Below are 19,653 nucleotides of genomic sequence, written 5' to 3' on the forward strand. Positions count from 1 at the left end.
GTACGCGGTCAGGAACGGTCAGGACAGGTCGGCCATCCCGGCCGTCAGCGTCGAGCCGTCCGCCGGGTCGACGAGGATGAACGCTCCGGTGCGGCGCACCTCGGCGTAGTCGTCGAGCGCGAGCGGCTCCGCGGTGCGCAGGGTGATCCTGCCGAGGTCGTTCGCGGTCAGCTCGGCCGCGCCGCCCAGGTCCTTGACGATCGCCTTCACGGTCCGCGTCGTGTGCTTGACCAGGACCCGGTCACCGACCCGCAGCGCGCGGTCGGCGAGATGGCAGACGGCCGCCCGGACGTCCTGGGTCAGCGTGGGCGCGTCGGGCCCTGCGGTGATCATGTCGCCGCGCGAGACATCGCGCTGGTCGGCCAGGCGCAGGGTCAGCGACTGGGGCGCGTACGCGATGTCCGCGTCCTTGCCGAGTACGTCGATGCCGGTGATCTCGGAGCTCTCGCCGGACGGATGGACCGTGACACGGTCGCCGACGCGCAGCGTGCCGGACACCAACTGGCCCGCGTAGTGGCGGACTTCGTCGTGCCGGATCACGTACTGGACCGGGAAGCGTGCCGGGGCGGACGGGATGTCGGAGGCGACCGGCACGGTCTCCAGGAACTCCAGGAGCGCCGGACCCTCGTACCAGTCCATGCGCGCCGAACGGTCCACCACGTTGTCGCCGCACAGCGCGGAGACGGGGATCGGTGTGAAGCCGGGCAGGTCCAGCTCGGCGGCGTGGCCGGCGAAGTCCTGGACGATGCGGTCGAACTCCTTCTCCTCGTACCCGACGAGGTCCATCTTGTTCACGGCGAGGACGACGTGCGGGACGCGCAGGAGCCCGGCGACGGCGGCGTGCCGGCGGGTCTGCTCGACCACGCCGTGGCGGGCGTCGACCAGGATGATCGCCAGCTCGGCGGTCGAGGCGCCGGTGACCATGTTGCGGGTGTACTGCACATGGCCGGGGGTGTCGGCCAGGATGAACCGGCGGCGGGGCGTGGCGAAGTAGCGGTAGGCCACGTCGATGGTGATGCCCTGCTCGCGCTCGGCGCGCAGACCGTCGGTGAGGAGGGCCAGGTCGGGGGCGTCCTGGCCGCGGCTGGCCGAGACGCGCTCGACGGCCTCCAGCTGGTCGGCGAGGACCGACTTGGAGTCGTGCAGCAGCCGTCCGACGAGGGTGGACTTGCCGTCGTCGACGGAACCGGCGGTGGCGAACCGGAGGGTGTCGATGGTGGTGCTGGTCATGACTAGAAGTACCCCTCGCGCTTGCGGTCTTCCATCGCGGCCTCGGACATCTTGTCGTCGGCGCGGGTGGCGCCCCGCTCGGTGAGGCGGGAGGCGGCGATCTCGGCGATGACCTGGTCGAGGGTCACCGCGTCGGAGTCGACGGCGCCCGTGCAGGACATGTCACCGACCGTGCGGTAGCGGACCTGCCGCTTCTCGACGGTCTCGTTCTCGCGCGGGCCGCCCCACTCGCCCGCGGTCAGCCACATGCCGCCGCGCTGGAACACCTCGCGGTGATGCGCGAAGTAGATCTCGGGCAGCTCGATGCCTTCGCGGGCGATGTACTGCCAGACGTCCAGCTCGGTCCAGTTGGAGAGCGGGAAGACGCGGACGTGTTCGCCGGGTGCGTGGCGGCCGTTGTAGAGCTGCCACAGTTCGGGGCGCTGGCGGCGCGGGTCCCACTGGGAGAACTCGTCGCGCAGCGAGAAGACGCGCTCCTTGGCGCGGGCCTTCTCCTCGTCGCGGCGTCCGCCGCCGAAGACGGCGTCGAAGCGCTCGGACTGGATCTTCTCGGTGAGCGGCACGGTCTGCAGCGGGTTGCGGGTGCCGTCCGGGCGCTCCTTGAGGACACCGCGGTCGATGTAGTCCTGTACGGAGGCGACATGGAGGCGCAGCCCATGTTCGGCGACCACACGGTCGCGGTACTCCAGGACCTCGGGGAAGTTGTGTCCGGTGTCCACGTGCAGCAGCGTGAAGGGGATCGCCGCGGGGGCGAACGCCTTCAGCGCGAGGTGCAGCATGACGATGGAGTCCTTGCCGCCGGAGAAGAGGATCACCGGCCGCTCGAACTCGCCCGCGACCTCACGGAAGATGTGGACGGCCTCGGACTCCAGCGCGTCCAGGTGCGACAGCGTGAACGCATGCCCGGACACGGCCGGGGTCGGCTCGGAAACGGTCTGGGTCATACGAGCCCCCTCGCGGCGAGCACCGCGTGCACGGACGCCGCGGACTCTTCGGGCGTCTGCAAGTGCGTCTCCAGTGTCAGCGCCGGGTCGAGCGGCGGCTCGTACGGATCGTCGACACCGGTCAGCCCGCTGAGCCGGCCCGCCGCCTGCCGGGCGTACAGCCCCTTCACATCGCGCTCGCTGCACACCTCGACCGGCGTGGCGACATGCACCTCGATGTACGGCGTCCCGCTCTTCTCGTGGCGCGCCCGGACGGCCTCGCGGCTGTCGGCGTACGGCGCGATGACGGGCACCACGGTGAGGACGCCGTTGCGTGCGAGGACCTCGGCGACCAGGCCGATGCGCTGCACGTTCGTGTTGCGGTCCGCGCGGGAGAAGCCGAGCCCGGCGGAGAGGAAACGGCGGATCTCATCGCCGTCGAGGACCTCCACGCGGTGTCCCTCGGCCTTCAGGCGACTGCCAAGAATGCGGGCGATGGTCGTCTTGCCCGCGCTCGGCAGGCCCGTGAGCCAGACGGTGGCTCCCTGAGCCCTTGCCGTGGTGGTCATACGTGCTGTCCTCTTCCTGTCCTGGCGTGCGGCTCACGACGCTAGGTAAGAAACATGAGAAGAGTGAAGGAGGAGCCTGAGGGTTCCCTTAGCGACTGCTGATGTGACTGAGGTCACGCCTCATCGGAGCGCCCGGAGTGCCCGGAGTGCCCGGAGTGGTCGGAAGGCTCGGAGTGCTCGGAAGGCTCGGTCACGCCCGCGAAGACCGCCCCCGCGTCCCGCAGCCGCCCGTGCAGCGCCCGGAAGACGGTGGCCGAGCGGGCGCCCGGCCAGTCCTGCGGCAGCAGCGCGGCGGGCAGTCCCGGGTCGGCGTACGGGAGATGGCGCCAGGAGTCCAGGGCGAGCAGATAGTCGCGGTACGCCTCCTCGGGCGGGGTGTCCGCGCGCCGCTCCCAGGCGTGCAGCACGCGCGCGTGCTGGTCGAGAAACGCCTCGTGCTGCTTGGCGATCGCGGCCAGGTCCCACCAGCGCGCGACCGCGTCCGCGGTCGCCGCGAAGCCCAGGTGCTCCCCGCGGAACAGCTCCACGTACGGAGCGAGTCGCAGCCGCTCCAGCGTGTGCCGCGTCTCCTCGTAGAGCCGCGCCGGGGCGAGCCACACCCCGGGGGCCGCCGTCCCGAAGCCGAGCCCGGCGAGGCGCGAGCGCAGCACATGCCGCTTCTGGCGCTCGGACTCCGGCACGGAGAAGACGGCGAGCACCCAGCCGTCGTCCTCAGTGGGCACCGCCGGGTACACCCGCCGGTCGCCGTCTTCGAGCAGCTGGCGGGCGTCCGGCGACAGCGCGTACCCGGCCGCACCGGCTGCCGTGCGGGCCGGCTCGAGCAGCCCGCGGCGCTTGAGCCGTGACACCGACGACCGTACGGAGGGCGCGTCGACGCCGACTGCGGCGAGAAGCCGGATCAACTCGGCCACCGGCACGGGGCCGGGCATGAAGCGGCCGTACGCGCCGTAGAACGTGACGATGAGGGACCGGGGGGCGTGCTGCTCTGACACGTTGATCACTCTAGTGCGCGAAGATCACTTGGGACCGCTGCCTGTGGACAGGTCATCGCCTGCCACGGAAGCGGAATTGACGTGCGGGGTGTCCTCCTTGACGTGCGGGGTGCCCTCCTTGACGTACGCGGTGACGTCCTTGGCCTGCGTGGGGTCGTCCTTGACGTGTGTGGTGTCGTCCTTGCCGTCCGTACGCAGCCGGAACCGCTGGAGTTTCCCGGTCGCCGTGCGCGGCAGTGCGTCCAGGAAGACGATCTCGCGGGGGCATTTGTACGGCGCCAGCTCGGACTTGAGGAAGCTGCGCAGCGCCTCCGGATCCTGGCGCGCGCCGGAGCGCAGGACCGCGTACGCCACCACGACCTGCCCGCGCGCCTCGTCGGCCCGCCCCACGACCGCCGTCTCGACCACGTCCGGGTGACGCAGCAGCGCGTCCTCGACCTCGGGGCCCGCGATGTTGTACCCCGCCGAGATGATCATGTCGTCGGCGCGGGCCACATAGCGGAAGTAGCCGTCGGGGTCGCGGACGTAGGTGTCACCGGTGATGTTCCAGCCGTCGCGCACGTACTCCCGCTGCCGCGCGTCGGCGAGATAGCGGCAGCCGACCGGGCCGCGCACGGCGAGCAGTCCGGGCTCTCCGTCGGGCACGGGCTCGCCGGAATCGTCGACCACGCGCGCGTGCCACCCCGGTACCGGAACGCCCGTGGCGCCGGGCCTGACGTGCTCGTCGGCGGCGGAGATGAAGATGTGCAGCAGTTCGGTGGCGCCGATGCCGTTGATGATGCGCAGCCCGGTGCGGGTGTGCCAGGCCCGCCAGGTCGAGGCGGGCAGGTTCTCGCCCGCGGACACACAGCGCCGCAGCGACCCGGTGTCGTGCGCGTCCAGCTCCGCCAGCATCGCCCGGTACGCGGTCGGCGCCGTGAACAGCACGGAGACGCGGTGCTCGGCGATCGCGGGCAACAGCTGCTTGGGCCCTGCCTGTTCGAGCAGCAGGGCACTGGCTCCGACCCGCAGCGGAAAGATCACCAGACCACCGAGCCCGAAGGTGAACCCGAGCGGGGGACTGCCCGCGAAGACATCGTCCTCATGTGGCCGCAACACATGCTTCGAGAAGGTGTCCGCTATCGCCAACACATCACGGTGGAAGTGCATACAGCCTTTGGGACGACCGGTCGTGCCCGAGGTGAACGCGATCAGCGCGACGTCGTCGGCGCTCGTGTCGACGGCCGCGAACGGCTCGTCCGGCGCGCCCGTGATCCGCAGCAGCAGGTCGTCGGGCGCGTCCCCGCCGTACGTCGTGACCCGCAGCCCCGGGATCTCCGCCTTGACGAGGTCGTCGACCGACCGTACGTCGCACAGGGCATGCGTCACCCGGGCGATCTCGCAGATCGTGGCCAGCTCGTGCGGGCGCTGCTGCGCGAGCACCGTGACGGCCACCGCGCCCGCCTTCAGGACCGCCAGCCAGCACGCCGCCAGCCAGGGTGTGGTGGGCCCGCGGAGCAGTACCCGGTTGCCGGGGACGACGCCCAGCTCGGTGCTCAGCACATGGGCGATCCGGTCGACGCGGGCGAGGAGCTGCCCGTACGTCCACAGGTCGCCGGACGGCGTACGGAAGGCGGGGCGCTCGGGGCGGGCGTGGCCGAGCAACTCGACGGCGCAGTTGAGCCGGTCGGGGTAGCGCAGCTCGGGCAGATCGAAGCGGAGCTCGGGCCACTGCTCGGGGGGAGGGAGGTGGTCGCGGGGGAAGGGGTCGACGTGCGCCGAGACCGGCGGCTGCGCCGGGTCCGTGGGCTCGGTCGGCTCCAAGGTGTCCCTGGGGTCCATGGCGGTTCGCCCCCTTGTCGTGGTGGGCTCGCACCAGGAGCGTATCGTGTTGGTGACGACAGTCAACGGTCCGCGATAGCCTGGGGGTGCAACCCGGCAGGCCCTGATGCGCGTCCCGGCAGGGGAGAGAGGACCGGCAATGACCGCATTCTCGCTCGATCCGACGCAAACCGCCTGGTGTGGCGAGCTGCGCACGCTGGCCGCGGAGCGGCTCCGTCCGCTCGCCCGGAAGGGCGAGCCGGGCCACGTCAACCGCCCCCTCGTCGCCGCACTCGGCCGACTCGGCCTGCTCGCCCGCCTGTTCACCTCGGGCGCGCTCGACCTGTGCCTGATGCGTGAGTCCCTGGCCCAGGCCTGTACGGAGGCCGAGACGGCGCTCGCCCTTCAGGGCCTGGGCGCGCACCCGGTCCACGCGTACGGCACCCGGGCCCAGCGCGAGACCTGGCTGCCCCGCGTCTGTGACGGCACCGCGGTGGCCGCCTTCGCTCTCAGCGAGCCGGGCGCGGGCTCGGACGCGGCGGCGCTGGCGCTGCGGGCGGACAAGGACGGATCCGGAAGCTGGCGGCTCACCGGTGAGAAGTGCTGGATCTCCAACGCCCCCGAGGCCGACATCTACACCGTCTTCGCGCGGACCACCCCCGACGCCGGGGCCCGTGGCGTCACCGCCTTCCTCGTCCCCGCCGACCGCGCCGGCCTCACCGGCACCCCGCTCGACATGCTCTCGCCGCACCCCATCGGCGCCCTCGCCTTCGACGCCGTACCGGTGACGGCGGACGACGTGCTCGGCGAACCCGACCGCGGCTTCCGGGTCGCCATGCACACCCTCAACCTCTTCCGGCCGAGCGTGGGCGCCTTCGCGGTCGGCATGGCGCAGGCGGCCCTGGACGCGACCCTCGCCCACACGGCCGGTCGGGACGCGTTCGGCGGCAAGCTGAGGGACCTGCAGACGGTGGCCCACCAGGTGGCCGAGATGGCGCTGCGCACGGAGGCGGCCCGCCTGATGGTGTACGCGGCCGCGGCGGCGTACGACGAGGGGGCTGGGGACGTACCCAAGCGAGCCGCGATGGCGAAGCTGCTGGCGACCGAGACGGCCCAGTACGTCGTCGACGCGGCGGTCCAACTGCACGGAGCCCGCGCCCTGCGCCGCGGTCATCTCCTCGAACACCTCTACCGAGAGGTCCGTGCGCCCCGCATCTACGAGGGGGCGAGTGAGGTCCAACGAGCGGTCATCGCGAAGGAGTTGTACGCCACGGGAGGTTCCGCAACTACTGGGCCCGTGAGCACCGAGAACCGTGGAGGCGCCGTGAGCACCGAGACCGTGGAGGCGCCGTGAGCGCCGAGCGCGTCAACCCGCCCGACCTCTCCCCGCCCACCGGCTTCTCCCATGCCGTCGTCGCGACCGGCACCCGTGTGGTCTTCCTGGCGGGCCAGACCGCGCTCGACACGGACGGGAAGGTGGTCGGCGAGACGCTGCCGGAGCAGTTCGAGAGGGCGCTGACGAACCTGCTGACCGCCCTGCGGGCCGCCGGCGGCACCCCTGGCGACCTGGCCCGGGTCACCGTCTACGCCACCGACGTCGCCGACTACCGCGTTCACGCTCCCGAACTCGGCCGCATCTGGCACCGGTTGGCGGGCCGCGACTACCCCGCCATGGCCGTCGTCGGAGCCGCTCGCCTCTGGGACGAACAGGCCCTGGTCGAACTCGACGGCTTCGCCGTGCTGCCGTAAGGGCCGGGCGGAGAGGTCAGGCCGCGACGGCCAGCTGCTCGACGAACACCCGGTGCGGAGCGATCACGCTGCCGTCGGGGAGCAGTTCGCCGGTGTCGTCGAAGACGATCGCGCCGTTGCACAGGAGGTTCCAGCCCTGCTCGGGATGGGCCGCCACGATGTGCGGGACGCTGCTGTCAACGGACTGGCACGAAGACTGGTGGGAACACACGGCGCACCTCCACGTCGGATGCGATGAGTGCCGGCGGCGTTGTCGTCGCCCTCGCATGAATAGACCATGCGCGCGCGGCGAACTCATCGGAACAGCCGGTCGTGAAGCGTGACAACACGCGGACAACACTCGGACGTCCCCAAGACGGACGGTGCGGGCTCGCCACCATTGACGGAGCGGATTCGCCACCAAGGAACGTGCGGACTCGCCACCAAAGGGGTGATGATCACCGCCCTCGGGCCACCGGACCGGTACCTGTGGAGCTGCCTTTTTCCTGCCCCTTTCCCGGCCCCTCTCCAGGAGGTACTCCCATGTCCTTGCGCCAGGTCATCGGCGCGGCCACCGGTGCCGCGCTGCTCCTGCTCGTCGCCCCGTCCGCCGTCGCCCTGTCCGATTCGAACGAAGAGGTGACCGTCGACCCGACCGGCCATGTCGCGGCCGACGGAACCATCACGCTCTCCGGCACCTACCGCTGTCTGAGCGGTACGGGGCCCGTGCTGGTGTCCTCGTCGGTGTCGCAGAGCGACCCTCGCGTCCACCACGGCATCGGCGGCACCTCGGCGGTCTGCGACGGTGTGGAGCACCGCTGGACCAACTCGGAGAAGCGCGCGCCCGGCACCGTCACCCCGGGCAACGCCCACGTCGAGGCCACCCTGATGGAACTGAGCCCCGGCTTTGGCGGCCTCCCGCTGCCGAAGTTCCACGCGACCCGACAGCAGGACATCGTCGTCACCGAGAGCTGACGACCGTCCAGATGTCTCCGCCCGCGAGCAGAGCGGCGAGATCGCCCTTGCCGTTCTGCTCGATGGCCGTGTCCAGCTGGTCGGTGACGTGGAGTGGGCGTCGTGGACCAGGATCTGGGCTTCGCCCCCCGTGCCCGAGGCCACGAGCATCGGCCCCGCCGGCATGGCCGTCGACGGCACACCGACCGGCCGGGCCATGACCCAGACCGACATCGACGTCGTCGCGGCCTACGCCGAGGCCGCCGCGGCGGCTGAGCGGACCGTTGACACGGTGTTCGACAACAAGCCCGAACTGATGCGCAGGGCGGGCGCCCCCGAGGTGCTGCTGCACCCCGACGGCACGGCGGGCCCGGCATCACCGACGGCGCCCCGGTCCTGGTACGCAGTGAAGCAGGCGCCTTCCACGCCACCGCCCGCCTCACCGACCGCACTTCCCCCGGCGTCGTCCTCACCACCAAGGGCCGCTGGCCCAAGCACTCCCCGGGCGGGAGCGCGGTCAACGCCACCGTCCCCGAGGAGGACTCGGGTTACGGGGGCGGCGCCATATTCCACGACAACCGGGTGCGGATCGAGGCCGTGGAGGTGCTGCCGGAGGTGCCGGGGGACCCTCCCTGAGCAGGGTTCGCACAACAGCGGCAGCCCCTGGTCACCCCGTTCAGATGTCCCGGAAGATCTCGATCTGCGCGCCGATCGAGTTGAGCCGCTCGGCCAGGTCCTCGTAGCCGCGGTTGATGACATACACGTTCCGCAGCACCGAGGTGCCGTCGGCCGCCATCATGGCCAGCAGGACGACCACGGCGGGCCGCAGCGCGGGCGGGCACATCATCTCGGCGGCGCGCCAGCGGGTCGGGCCCTCGACGAGGACGCGGTGCGGGTCGAGGAGCTGGAGGCGTCCACCGAGCCGGTTCAGGTCGGTGAGGTAGATCGCGCGGTTGTCGTAGACCCAGTCGTGGATGAGGGTCTTGCCCTGCGCGGAGGCCGCGATGGCCGCGAAGAACGGGACGTTGTCGATGTTCAGGCCCGGGAACGGCATCGGGTGGATCTTGTCGATCGGCGCCTCCAGTTTGGAGGGCCGGACGGTGAGGTCCACCAGGCGGGTACGGCCGTTGTCGGCGAAGTACTCGGGCGTACGGTCGTGATCGAGGCCCATCTCCTCCAGGACCGCGAGCTCGATCTCCAGGAACTCGATCGGCACCCGGCACACCGTCAGCTCCGACTCGGTGACCACCGCGGCGGCGAGCAGGCTCATCGCCTCGACCGGGTCCTCGGACGGCGAGTAGTCCACGTCGACGTCGATGTTGGGCACGCCGTGCACGGTGAGCGTGGTGGTGCCGATGCCCTCGACCCGTACGCCCAGCGCCTCCAGGAAGAAGCACAGGTCCTGGACCATGTAGTTGGAGGAGGCGTTGCGGATGACCGTCACACCGTCGTGGCGGGCGGCGGCCAGAAGCGCGTTCTCGGTGACGGTGTCCCCGCGCTCGGTCAGCACGATCGGGCGGCCGGGGGAGACCGAGCGGTCCACCTGGGCGTGGTAGAGGCCCTCGGTGGCGGCGATGTCCAGGCCGAAGCGGCGCAGCGCGATCATGTGCGGCTCGATCGTGCGCGTCCCCAGGTCGCAACCGCCCGCGTAGGGCAGCTTGAAACCGTCCATGCGGTGCAGCAGCGGGCCGAGGAACATGATGATGGACCGCGTACGACGAGCGGCCTCGGCGTCGATCGCCTCCATCTCCAGCTCGGCCGGGGGCACGATCTCCAGGTCGACCCCGTCGTTGATCCACCGGGTGCGGACACCGATGGAACCGAGTACCTCCAGAAGGCGGTACACCTCTTCGATGCGGGCGACGCGGCGCAGCACCGTGCGCCCCTTGTTCAGGAGCGTCGCGCACAGCAGTGCCACGCACGCGTTCTTACTGGTCTTGACATCGATCGAGCCGGACAGGCGACGTCCGCCCACCACGCGCAGATGCATCGGACCCGCGTACCCCAGAGAGACAATCTCACTGTCCAGGGCTTCACCGATTCGAGCGATCATCTCAAGGCTGATGTTTTGATTGCCGCGCTCGATGCGATTGACGGCGCTCTGACTGGTGCCGAGCGCCTCGGCAAGCTGCGACTGTGTCCAGCCCCGGTGCTGCCGGGCGTCACGGATGAGCTTGCCGATGCGTACGAGGTAGTCGTCTGCCATGGCGCGACCGTATATCGTCTGTGAGATAAAGAAAAACGGAGCGCGTCCTTCCGTGTAAGGGAGGCCACCACAGGCCGGTCACAGGGGAGTTCGGGCGCTGTGCTCCAGGAGCGCGGCCACGGTGGTGGGGCAGCCGGGCATGAGCCAGTGGATGTCCTCGCCGGTCAACGCCGCGAACAGCCGCCGCCAGGCCCGCTCGTCGGTGCCCAGCAGCTTCCCGGCGAGTTCGGCGACTTCCTCCCTCGCCTGCCGCATGGCGGTGCGGACGGAGTCGGGAAGCTCACGGCGTACGGCGCCTTCGGCCAGGTAGTGCAGGACGCCCGCCGCACCGGCGGCGTGCCGCACGAGGTCCGTCCCTGTGATGAGGCTCTCTTCGATGAGGAAGTCGAACAGGCTGGTCCGCGCGGGCATCCCGTTGTCGCGGGAGCGGCATGCCACGGCGGCGCGGGCGCAGTCGGGGTTTCGTCCCGTAAGTGCCCGATTGCGCAGTTGTTCCCAGCTCGTGATGGCTGTCGCCGTGACCGCGGCGGGCGCGTCCGGCAGTTCACCGAGCGCGCGCCACACCTTGCGGGGGAATGGATCCTTTTCGTGCTCTTTGATCAGTACGTCCCAATCCCGCACATAGGGCAGTTCGAGGACGCGGTCCTCCTCGTTGTACTCCGTGCAGGCTCGCAGCCTCGCCACCAGCCGCTCCGGCCCCAGCTCACGGTCGAGTCGGGCGGCGATCACGGCTTCCGGGTCGGCCGAGTCCAGTGCCCTGACGACGAGTTTGGCCGCGGCAGGCTTGAGCAGCCCCCGCTCGGCCAGTGCCCGCAGATGGTCCGGGCCGCCGTACCTCAGTGAGGCGCGCGCGGCGAGCAGATGATCCAGCAGCGGGCGCCGCTGCCCCCAGGAAGCGAGCGCGTGCTCGATGATCTCGGGGTCGGCGGCTTCGAGCTGGACGCGCTGAAGGTACTCCCAGCCCTTGGAGTAGAACGACGACGTCACGAGTTGGTCGCGCAGCTCCGGTGCGAGCGGCACGAGGTCGTCGGGCCCCTCGGCGACGCGACCGCGCGGGCGGCGGGAGAGGATCATCTGACGCAGTGCCACGGCGGCCGGGCCGTTGTTGGCCTTCGCGTACAGGGCCGCGTTGACGGCGGGGTCGTCCAGGCCGAGGAGCCGCAGTCGCAGCTCCCAGTCGCGGTACAGCTCGCGCCACGAGCGGGTGAGAGCGAGCAGCGCGGCCCGGTCGTCCGAGGCGAAGAGGTACGCGACGAGTTCGTCCGGCAGGTACTCGCTCGCGCACGCGTGCTCGGTCAGCGCGACCGCCGCCCCGGAACCGAGCAGCGGCAGTACGGCGGCCAGGGCGGCGACGTCCGCGTGCAGCAGGAGCCGCCCGCCGAGGGGGGTGACGGCCGTGGCGTCCTGCCCGGCGTCGCCCTCGTCGAGCACCTCGCCGAGGGGCCGGTCGGCCCAGCCCTCGTCCATCGCGGCCAGGGCGCGCAGCCAGCGCCCGGTGTCGGTGCCGAGCCGCTCGGCGACCAGGGCGCGGGCGGCCCGCAGCTGCGGCCCGTGCGCCTTGCGCAGGCGCCACTCCTTGGGCACCGGATTCATCTCGCGTGCGGGCGTGCGGGCGGCCATCTCGCGCGGCGCGACGAACCCGTGCCGATAGCTGTCCATGTCGGAGAGCGGGCGGAGACTGCGCTCCCGGGGGGTCAGCCGCTCGCCGTTGCCGGGCGAGCCGTGGGCGGCGCAGGCCTCGACCAGCCAGTCGGGGCGGGCGATGCCGGGGACGCTGTAGGGGAAGGCGTTCGCGAGGGCGCGCAGGACGCCGCGGTCGGTGGGCACGGGCGCGCCCGGGACGAGCGTGCGCAGCAGATGGGCCGCGGCCAGGCTCGAGAGGGGCTCCAGCTCCTGACGAAGAGCGCGCTCTTCGCCCTCGGCGAGCCGGGGCCGGGGAGCCGCCGGGACCGGCCTCAACTGCTCTTCCACAGCGGCGAGTTCACGCGCGTCCTGGCGGGCGAGCTCCGCCGCGTCGGGCCGGGGACCCGCCACCTGGGCGGCCACCTCGATCAGTTCGGCGAGCGTCCCGGCGTACGTCCCCAGGAGGCGCAGCGCGACGACCGCACCTTCCGGGTGGCCCGCGAGGTGTTCCCGTACGAGTCCGGCGGCATACCGGCGGGCCCGCACGGCCACGTCGTCGTCGACGTCGCGCAACGACCCGAGCGTCTCGCGGGCGGGGTGGGCGGTGTCGATCAGCCGCTCGGGTCCGAGCAGACCGCGCTCGACCGCGCCGGTGAACTGGCGCGGGCCCGGGTACGGGGCGGTGCGCAGCAACTCGACCGGATCGGTGCCGTGGTCCGTGGTGCCGGGCCAGGGCCACTGGTTGCCGTGCACCGCGCTGAGCGCTTCGTGGACCGCCGCGTCGACGTCCTCGTGGCGCAGCAGTTCGGCGAGGGGCTCCGGCTGGATGCCCTGCCCGTCGTGCGCGGCGACCAGCCGCGTGAAGTCGTACGTGTACGGCTCGTGGACCAGGGTCTGCACCAGACGCCGGGTGGCGTTGCGCCCGCGCGGCTGCGTGAGGAGGGCGGGCAGGGCGTCCGGGTCGTCGAACGGGCGGAGTCCTTCCTTGAACCGGCTCAAGTCGTCCGTGACAGCCGCCCGTTCGAGTACGGGATGCGTACGGGCGTCCTCGGGGAACAGGCCGAGCAGCCGGCGCACGTCCTCCGCTCCGCCGCGCTCCCAGACCCGCGCCACGGCGTAGTGCCGCCCGTCGTCGCTGAGGAACGGCCAGGCGTGGCGGACGAGTTCGGGGTCCCCGCTGGTGACGAGCGGCGTGCGCAGATGCCGGTCCGTGTCGCCCAGCAGCGCGGCGCGCAGCGCCGCGTCGAGCGGCACGGGGGCGGTACGGCCCGGGGTGCGCGGCACGCCCGAGGCGATCGCCCGGCGCAGTGACAGCGTGGCCTTCTGGTTGCGGAACACGGCCGCGTTGACGGCCGGTTCGTCCAGCTCCGTGAGCCGGCGCAGCTCGCGCGCCCCGAGCGCGACATTGCCCCCGACGGCGGCCGCCACGCGCGGATCGCCCGCCGCGAGCGCGGTGTCCAGGGCATGCGGGGGCAGCGAGCCCTTGCCGAGCAGCGCCACCAGCAGATCGTCCGGGAGGTGGGGCAGCAGGCCGCTGAGATCGTCCGGTGCGGCGGCGTACAGCAGAAAGCGGTACGGCTTCGTCAGCGCGGGCGGCTTGGCCGACCCCGCGGGCGCGGAGCCGTCGGCGAGGGCGTCGAGCAGGGCGGCGAGCGTGCCCTTGTACCGGGACAGGGTGGTGCGCAGCGTGGCCCAGCGGCCCGGGTCGGCGCCGAGGCGGCTGTGCAGCAGCTCGCGCAGGGGCGCGGACGGGCCGAGCTCCGCGAGGGCGGTGGCGGCGGTGCGGGCGGGGGCGACGGTGTCGAGAACGAGGGTGGACAGAGCGGCGTCGGCGGCAGCGGGGGGCGTGCCGGGCCGTGCGTCGGCGCTCTGTGCCAACGCCGCGCAGATCCGGGCCAGTTCGGGATGGCCCGGGGTCTCGGCGGCCGCTCGCACCAGTGCGGAGCAGGGCCGTGCGACGTGCACGACGACAGCGGGGTGGGTGCGGTAGAGCTCGGCGAGCACGGGCTCGGGGCAGTCCGGGCGCCTGGCGAGGAAACGTACGGCCGGTTCCGGGAGCGGGTCCGAGCGGTGGGCCGTGAGCAGCGCGTCCCACTCCAGAGTGCGGCGCCAGCGCGGCTCGGCCTCACCGGCACGCAGTCCCGCGACCAGTCCTTCGGCGCCCTCGGCCGTGGCGACGGCGGCCCGCAGCTGGGCGCCGTCGGTGCCGAGCGCGGCGCGCGCGAGGCCGGCGACGGCGGGGTGCAGCGGCGCGTCCGCGCTGTCGAGCAGGGCCCGCAGCCGGTCGGGGTGTGCCAACAGGCCCAGTACGCCGCGCAGTTGCTCGGCGGAGGTCATCGCCGTGCCGCACACGCGCACCGCGTGCTCGACCACCTCGGGCACGTCGCTGACCACCCCGGCGCCCACGAAGTGCGGAATGCCGGGCAACTCCCGCTGGGTGGCGAGGATCCGGTCACGCAGGGGAGCGAGGGCGGCCGGGTCCGCGTGGCGCCCCGGCATGAGGATGAGACGGCGCATCCACGACCGTGCACAGCGGTGCTCGTACACCTGCCGGTCGACGACCGGGTCCGGGCACTCGAGCAGCGCGGCCAGATCGTCCTGGGTCACCCCGTCGGCCCTGACCAGCGTGCGGCGCACCAGCGGGTCGGGGTCCCGGGCCGCGTTCGCCCGGGCCTCGGGGGACAGGGGCACCCACGTCATATAGCGCGGCTCCTGCTCCCCGAGCCGCCGCCGTATCCGTCCGGCCTCACCCGGCTCGGACCCGGAGACCAGCAGGGCGAGCAGCTGCGCCCCCCGGATGTCGTAGCCGCTCGTCGTCGCGTCCGCCGTCACGGATCGTCCCCCTGCGCACGTCGCCTGCGTACGCCATGCGCGTACGTCGTCTGTGTACGTCACCGTCGTCGCGGTGACCAACTGACGGGCACACTCCATCACATGGGATCCCGCAACCGGCAACGGCGACAGCGCCGTTGACTCAACTCGGTCGCACGACGCCCGCGATGACCGTGGTCACCATCCTGCGGACGGCTTCCGCCTCCGGCGGTGTGCCGTCCCGGTCGGCGAACAGCAGGTGCCCGGCTCCGACCAGTGTGGGAGCGAGCGTGTCGACGTCGGCATCCGCCGCGATACGGCCCAGGTCGCGCTCGGTGGTGAGGTAGGAGGCGATCATGGCCGTCGCTTCCGTCAGCAGGGGGACGCCGACGGGCGTGGCCGGGCGCAGTCGGGCGCGCAGGTCGTCCCGGGAGATGACGAGGCCGAGGATCGCCAGTGCGACCGACTCGAACAGGGCCGTCAGCGCGCCGCTGAGGTGGTCGGCGACGGAGCCGGTCCCGGCGCACTCGCGCAGGGCGGCGGCCTGGTCGCCGAGCCGGCCGATGCGGTCCAGCACGAGCTCGGCGAGGAAGGCGTCGAAGTCGGCGAAGTGCCGGTGCAGGACGCCCTTGGCGCAGCCCGCCTCCGTGGTGACCGCCCGGCTGGTCAGCGCGTTCGGCCCGTCCCGGAGCAGGACGCGCTCGGCGGCGTCGAACAGCTGCCGGCGCGCGTCGCGCATGGCCACCCCTGTCGGCATCCCGCACATCCCTCTTTCCTCGCCGGTTCCGCCCGTTGATGAGTGGGCGACCGCCCACTATGGTGGGCACATGCCCACTATACCTCCGGAGCGATCACGTTCCGCTGGGAACGAGCCCCATCAACACCGGCGGACAGCCGAGTCGTTCGGCGCGGACGCCGAACGCTACGAACGGACGCGGCCCCGCTATCCCGACGCCATGGTGGACCGGATCGTCGCTGCCGCCCCCGGGCCCGACGTCCTCGATGTCGGCTGCGGTACCGGCATCGCCGCCCGGCAGTTCCAGGCGGCCGGCCGCCTGGTGCTCGGGGTGGAGCCCGACGCGCGGATGGCCGACCTGGCGCGGCGGCTCGGCGTCGAGGCCGACGTGGCGACGTTCGAGGCCTGGGATCCGGTCGGCCGGGAATTCGACGCGGTCGTCGCCGGCACGGCCTGGCACTGGATCGACCCGGTCGCGGGAGCGGCCAAGGCCGCGCGGGTGCTGCGGCCCGGCGGGCTGCTGGCACCGTTCTGGAATGTGTTCCAGCTTCCGCCCGAGGCGGCGGAAGCCTTCGCCGCGGTCTACCGGCGGGTGATGCCCGACGCGCCGTTCGACTTCCGGGCGATGGCGAAAAAACCGGCCCTGGAGGTGTACCAGGCGCTGTTCACCAAGGCCGCCGACGGGATCCGGGAGGTGGGCGGGTTCACCGACCCGGAGCAGTGGCGCTTCGACTGGGAGCGGATCTACACCCGGGACGCGTGGCTGGACCAGCTGCTCACCCACGGCGTCTTCACCCAGCTCCCGCCGGACCGCCTCGCGGAGGTGCTGGAGGGCGTCGGGGCCGCTGTCGACGCGATGGGGGGCGACTTCACGGCGCGGTACGCGACCGTGGCGGTCGCGGCGGCGCGCACCGGCGCCGCATCCCTGTAGAGCGGTCGAGGCGGCCCGGCCGTGGCCGTCACTGTCCGGCGCGCCGGGTTCAGTCGGGACGAGTCCAGGTATACAGGGACGCCACGAGCGGGCCGGGCATGACCAGCCCGCCCCCATGTACTAGAGTTATCTCGACATCGAGATATCTGCCGAGGCGCACCGCAGCCGCCACCCTGGTAAGGGTTGCCTAACTTAGCCTTACCTTAGCGGATCGGCCAAGACGTCGTGGCGGCAGGATGCGGTGGGAACGCGCACATCAATGAAGGAGACTGTCGTGTCGGCGAACAGCTTCGACGCCCGCAGCACGCTGCAGGTGGGCGACGAGTCGTACGAGATCTTCCGGCTGGACAAGGTGGAAGGCTCGGCTCGCCTTCCGTACAGCTTGAAGGTGCTGCTGGAGAACCTGCTCCGTACCGAGGACGGCGCGAACATCACCGCCGACCACATCCGGGCCCTCGGTGGCTGGGACTCGCAGGCCCAGCCCAGCCAGGAGATCCAGTTCACGCCGGCCCGCGTGATCATGCAGGACTTCACCGGCGTGCCCTGTGTCGTCGACCTCGCCACCATGCGTGAGGCCGTCAAGGAGCTCGGCGGCGACCCGGCGAAGATCAACCCGCTGGCCCCGGCCGAGCTGGTCATCGACCACTCCGTCATCGCCGACAAGTTCGGCACCAACGACGCGTTCGCGCAGAACGTCGAGCTGGAGTACGGCCGCAACAAGGAGCGCTACCAGTTCCTGCGCTGGGGCCAGACCGCCTTCGACGAGTTCAAGGTCGTCCCGCCGGGCACCGGCATCGTCCACCAGGTGAACATCGAGCACCTGGCCCGTACGGTCATGGTCCGTAACGGCCAGGCGTACCCCGACACCCTCGTGGGTACGGACTCGCACACCACGATGGTCAACGGCCTGGGTGTGCTGGGCTGGGGCGTCGGCGGTATCGAGGCCGAGGCCGCAATGCTCGGCCAGCCGGTCTCGATGCTCATCCCGCGCGTCGTCGGCTTCAAGCTGACCGGCGAGCTGAAGCCCGGCACCACCGCCACCGACCTCGTGCTGACCATCACGGAGATGCTCCGCAAGCACGGCGTCGTCGGCAAGTTCGTCGAGTTCTACGGTGAGGGCGTCGCCGCCACCTCCCTCGCGAACCGCGCCACCATCGGCAACATGTCGCCGGAGTTCGGCTCCACCGCCGCGATCTTCCCGATCGACGACGAGACGCTGAAGTACCTGCGTCTGACCGGCCGTGACGAGCAGCAGGTCGCGCTCGTCGAGGCGTACGCCAAGGAGCAGGGCCTCTGGCTCGACCCGGCCGCCGAGCCGGACTTCTCCGAGAAGCTGGAGCTCGACCTCTCCACGGTCGTCCCCTCCATCGCCGGCCCGAAGCGCCCGCAGGACCGCATCATCCTGGCCAACGCCAAGGAGCAGTTCGCGCAGGACGTCCGCAACTACGTCTCCGAGGACGAGGAGTCCGGCAAGGAGTCCTTCCCGGCCTCCGACGCTCCGGCCGAGCACAACGGCGTCCCGACCCGCCCGACGCTGGTCACCGCCGCCGACGGCTCGACGTACGAGATCGACCACGGCGCCGTCACCGTCGCCGCGATCACCTCCTGCACCAACACCTCGAACCCGTACGTCATGGTCGCCGCGGCGCTCGTGGCCAAGAAGGCGGTCGAGAAGGGCCTGACCCGCAAGCCGTGGGTCAAGACCACACTCGCCCCGGGCTCCAAGGTCGTCACCGACTACTTCGACAAGGCGGGCCTGACCCCGTACCTCGACAAGGTCGGCTTCAACCTTGTCGGCTACGGCTGCACCACCTGCATCGGCAACTCCGGCCCGCTGCCGGAAGAGGTCTCCAAGGCGGTCAACGAGCACGACCTGGCCGTGACCTCGGTACTCTCCGGCAACCGTAACTTCGAGGGCCGGATCAACCCCGACGTCAAGATGAACTACCTTGCGTCCCCGCCGCTGGTCGTCGCGTACGCCATCGCCGGTTCGATGAAGGTCGACATCACCAAGGACGCCCTGGGCATCGACCAGGACGGCAAGCCGGTCTACCTCGCGGACATCTGGCCCTCCGAGGCCGAGGTCAACGACGTCGTCGCCAACTCCATCGGCGAGGACATGTTCAACAAGTCCTACCAGGACGTCTTCGCGGGCGACGCCCAGTGGCAGGCGCTGCCGATCCCGACCGGCAACACCTTCGAGTGGGACCCGCAGTCCACCTACGTCCGCAAGCCCCCGTACTTCGAGGGCATGGCGCACGAGCCGTCCCCGGTCACCGACATCGCCGGTGCCCGCGTGCTGGCCAAGCTGGGCGACTCGGTCACCACCGACCACATTTCCCCGGCCGGTGCGATCAAGGCCGACACCCCGGCGGGCAAGTACCTGACGGAGCACGGCGTCGAGCGCCGCGACTTCAACTCGTACGGCTCCCGCCGCGGTAACCACGAGGTCATGATCCGCGGTACGTTCGCCAACATCCGCCTGCGCAACCAGATCGCGCCGGGCACCGAGGGCGGCTTCACCCGCGACTTCACGCAGGCGGACGCGCCGGTGGCGTTCATCTACGACGCCTCGCGCAACTACATCGAGCAGGGCATCCCGCTGGTCATCCTGGCCGGCAAGGAGTACGGCTCCGGCTCGTCCCGCGACTGGGCCGCCAAGGGCACCGCGCTGCTCGGCGTCAAGGCTGTCATCGCCGAGTCGTACGAGCGCATCCACCGCTCGAACCTCATCGGCATGGGCGTCCTGCCGCTCCAGTTCCCGGAGGGCGCCACCGCCGAGTCCCTCGGCCTCACCGGCGAGGAGACCTTCTCCTTCACCGGCGTGACCGAGCTGAACAACGGCATCACCCCGCGCACGGTCAAGGTCACCACCGACACCGGCGTCGAGTTCGACGCGGTCGTCCGCATCGACACCCCCGGCGAGGCGGACTACTACCGCAACGGCGGCATCATGCAGTTCGTACTGCGCAACCTGATCGCCAAGTAATCAACAACTAGGCAGTCCGGTACGGCAGTTGGGCCGCACTCCTCCTGAGGGGAGTGCGGCCCTTCGCGTACGACGGCACGGCTGGACCCAGCCGCGCTGCGCCGCGCGCATCCCCAACCGGAAGCGACTCCCCGCGCCCAGCCGCTCCTGCAGGTCGCCCA

General features: G+C 71.4%; 15 protein-coding genes and 1 pseudogene. 7 read left to right on the plus strand and 9 right to left on the minus strand.

What is annotated here, in order from left to right; translation table 11 throughout:
* Window positions 1–18: 18 nt before the first annotated feature.
* From ACZ4WS_RS21225 to ACZ4WS_RS21245, 5 genes are all read right to left on the minus strand, one after another.
* Complete coding sequence (locus tag ACZ4WS_RS21225; protein WP_467982511.1) at window positions 19–1,230, minus strand: sulfate adenylyltransferase subunit 1; 1,212 nt, start codon at window positions 1,228–1,230, stop codon at window positions 19–21.
* Window positions 1,231–1,232: 2 nt separating this feature from the next.
* Complete coding sequence (gene cysD / locus ACZ4WS_RS21230) at window positions 1,233–2,174, minus strand: sulfate adenylyltransferase subunit CysD (protein WP_467982512.1); 942 nt, start codon at window positions 2,172–2,174, stop codon at window positions 1,233–1,235.
* Window positions 2,171–2,722 carry an adenylyl-sulfate kinase gene (cysC, locus tag ACZ4WS_RS21235; protein ID WP_467982514.1) on the minus strand — a complete coding sequence of 184 codons (552 nt, stop codon included), beginning with the start codon at window positions 2,720–2,722 and terminating at the stop codon, window positions 2,171–2,173. The genes cysD and cysC overlap by 4 nt, the downstream gene beginning before the upstream one ends.
* Before the next feature lie 113 nt (window positions 2,723–2,835).
* Window positions 2,836–3,723 carry a PaaX family transcriptional regulator gene (locus tag ACZ4WS_RS21240; RefSeq protein ID WP_467982516.1) on the minus strand — a complete coding sequence of 296 codons (888 nt, stop codon included), beginning with the start codon at window positions 3,721–3,723 and terminating at the stop codon, window positions 2,836–2,838.
* A gap of 15 nt (window positions 3,724–3,738) precedes the next feature.
* Window positions 3,739–5,535, minus strand: coding sequence for an AMP-binding protein (locus tag ACZ4WS_RS21245; protein ID WP_467982517.1), 1,797 nt, complete (start codon window positions 5,533–5,535; stop codon window positions 3,739–3,741).
* A 139-nt stretch (window positions 5,536–5,674) separates the two neighbouring features.
* On the opposite strand from ACZ4WS_RS21245, the gene ACZ4WS_RS21250 reads away from it, so the two are divergent.
* Both ACZ4WS_RS21250 and ACZ4WS_RS21255 read left to right on the plus strand, forming a co-directional pair.
* Window positions 5,675–6,868 (plus strand): acyl-CoA dehydrogenase family protein, encoded by a 1,194-nt coding sequence (locus ACZ4WS_RS21250; protein WP_467982519.1) that lies wholly within the window; start codon window positions 5,675–5,677, stop codon window positions 6,866–6,868.
* Entirely contained in the window at window positions 6,865–7,263 is a 399-nt protein-coding gene (locus tag ACZ4WS_RS21255; protein ID WP_467982520.1) for a RidA family protein, read from the plus strand. The genes ACZ4WS_RS21250 and ACZ4WS_RS21255 overlap by 4 nt, the downstream gene beginning before the upstream one ends.
* Before the next feature lie 16 nt (window positions 7,264–7,279).
* Here the strand turns inward: ACZ4WS_RS21255 and ACZ4WS_RS21260 are convergent, their stop codons facing one another.
* The gene (locus tag ACZ4WS_RS21260; RefSeq protein ID WP_467982522.1) at window positions 7,280–7,474 is read right to left on the minus strand and encodes a DUF5999 family protein; all 195 of its coding nucleotides are present in this window, start codon (window positions 7,472–7,474) and stop codon (window positions 7,280–7,282) included.
* 311 nt (window positions 7,475–7,785) lie between these two features.
* Between ACZ4WS_RS21260 and ACZ4WS_RS21265 the strand changes: the two genes are divergently transcribed.
* From ACZ4WS_RS21265 to ACZ4WS_RS21275, 3 genes and pseudogenes are all read left to right on the plus strand, one after another.
* Window positions 7,786–8,217 (plus strand): DUF6299 family protein, encoded by a 432-nt coding sequence (locus tag ACZ4WS_RS21265; RefSeq protein WP_467982523.1) that lies wholly within the window; start codon window positions 7,786–7,788, stop codon window positions 8,215–8,217.
* Between the two features lie 121 nt (window positions 8,218–8,338).
* Window positions 8,339–8,476 (plus strand): annotated as a pseudogene (locus tag ACZ4WS_RS21270) (12-oxophytodienoate reductase); the annotation flags it as partial.
* Between the two features lie 95 nt (window positions 8,477–8,571).
* On the plus strand, window positions 8,572–8,832 hold the full coding sequence (locus ACZ4WS_RS21275; protein WP_467982760.1) for a molybdopterin dinucleotide binding domain-containing protein: 261 nt from the start codon (window positions 8,572–8,574) through the stop codon (window positions 8,830–8,832).
* A gap of 40 nt (window positions 8,833–8,872) precedes the next feature.
* Here ACZ4WS_RS21275 and ACZ4WS_RS21280 read toward each other — a convergent pair whose 3' ends face one another.
* The 3 genes from ACZ4WS_RS21280 to ACZ4WS_RS21290 form a co-directional block, all read right to left on the minus strand.
* Window positions 8,873–10,402 (minus strand): helix-turn-helix domain-containing protein, encoded by a 1,530-nt coding sequence (locus tag ACZ4WS_RS21280; protein ID WP_467982525.1) that lies wholly within the window; start codon window positions 10,400–10,402, stop codon window positions 8,873–8,875.
* 78 nt (window positions 10,403–10,480) lie between these two features.
* Entirely contained in the window at window positions 10,481–14,857 is a 4,377-nt protein-coding gene (locus tag ACZ4WS_RS21285) for a hypothetical protein (RefSeq protein ID WP_467982527.1), read from the minus strand.
* A 142-nt stretch (window positions 14,858–14,999) separates the two neighbouring features.
* Window positions 15,000–15,593, minus strand: a complete 594-nt coding sequence (locus ACZ4WS_RS21290) for a TetR/AcrR family transcriptional regulator (RefSeq protein WP_467982529.1) — start codon at window positions 15,591–15,593, stop codon at window positions 15,000–15,002.
* 70 nt (window positions 15,594–15,663) lie between these two features.
* Between ACZ4WS_RS21290 and ACZ4WS_RS21295 the strand changes: the two genes are divergently transcribed.
* Both ACZ4WS_RS21295 and acnA read left to right on the plus strand, forming a co-directional pair.
* Window positions 15,664–16,503, plus strand: coding sequence for a class I SAM-dependent methyltransferase (locus ACZ4WS_RS21295; protein ID WP_467982530.1), 840 nt, complete (start codon window positions 15,664–15,666; stop codon window positions 16,501–16,503).
* 274 nt (window positions 16,504–16,777) lie between these two features.
* Entirely contained in the window at window positions 16,778–19,492 is a 2,715-nt protein-coding gene (gene acnA, locus ACZ4WS_RS21300) for an aconitate hydratase AcnA (protein WP_467982532.1), read from the plus strand.
* The last annotated feature ends 161 nt before the right edge of the window (window positions 19,493–19,653 follow it).

Source organism: Streptomyces sp. NPDC029292 (assembly GCF_055569295.1).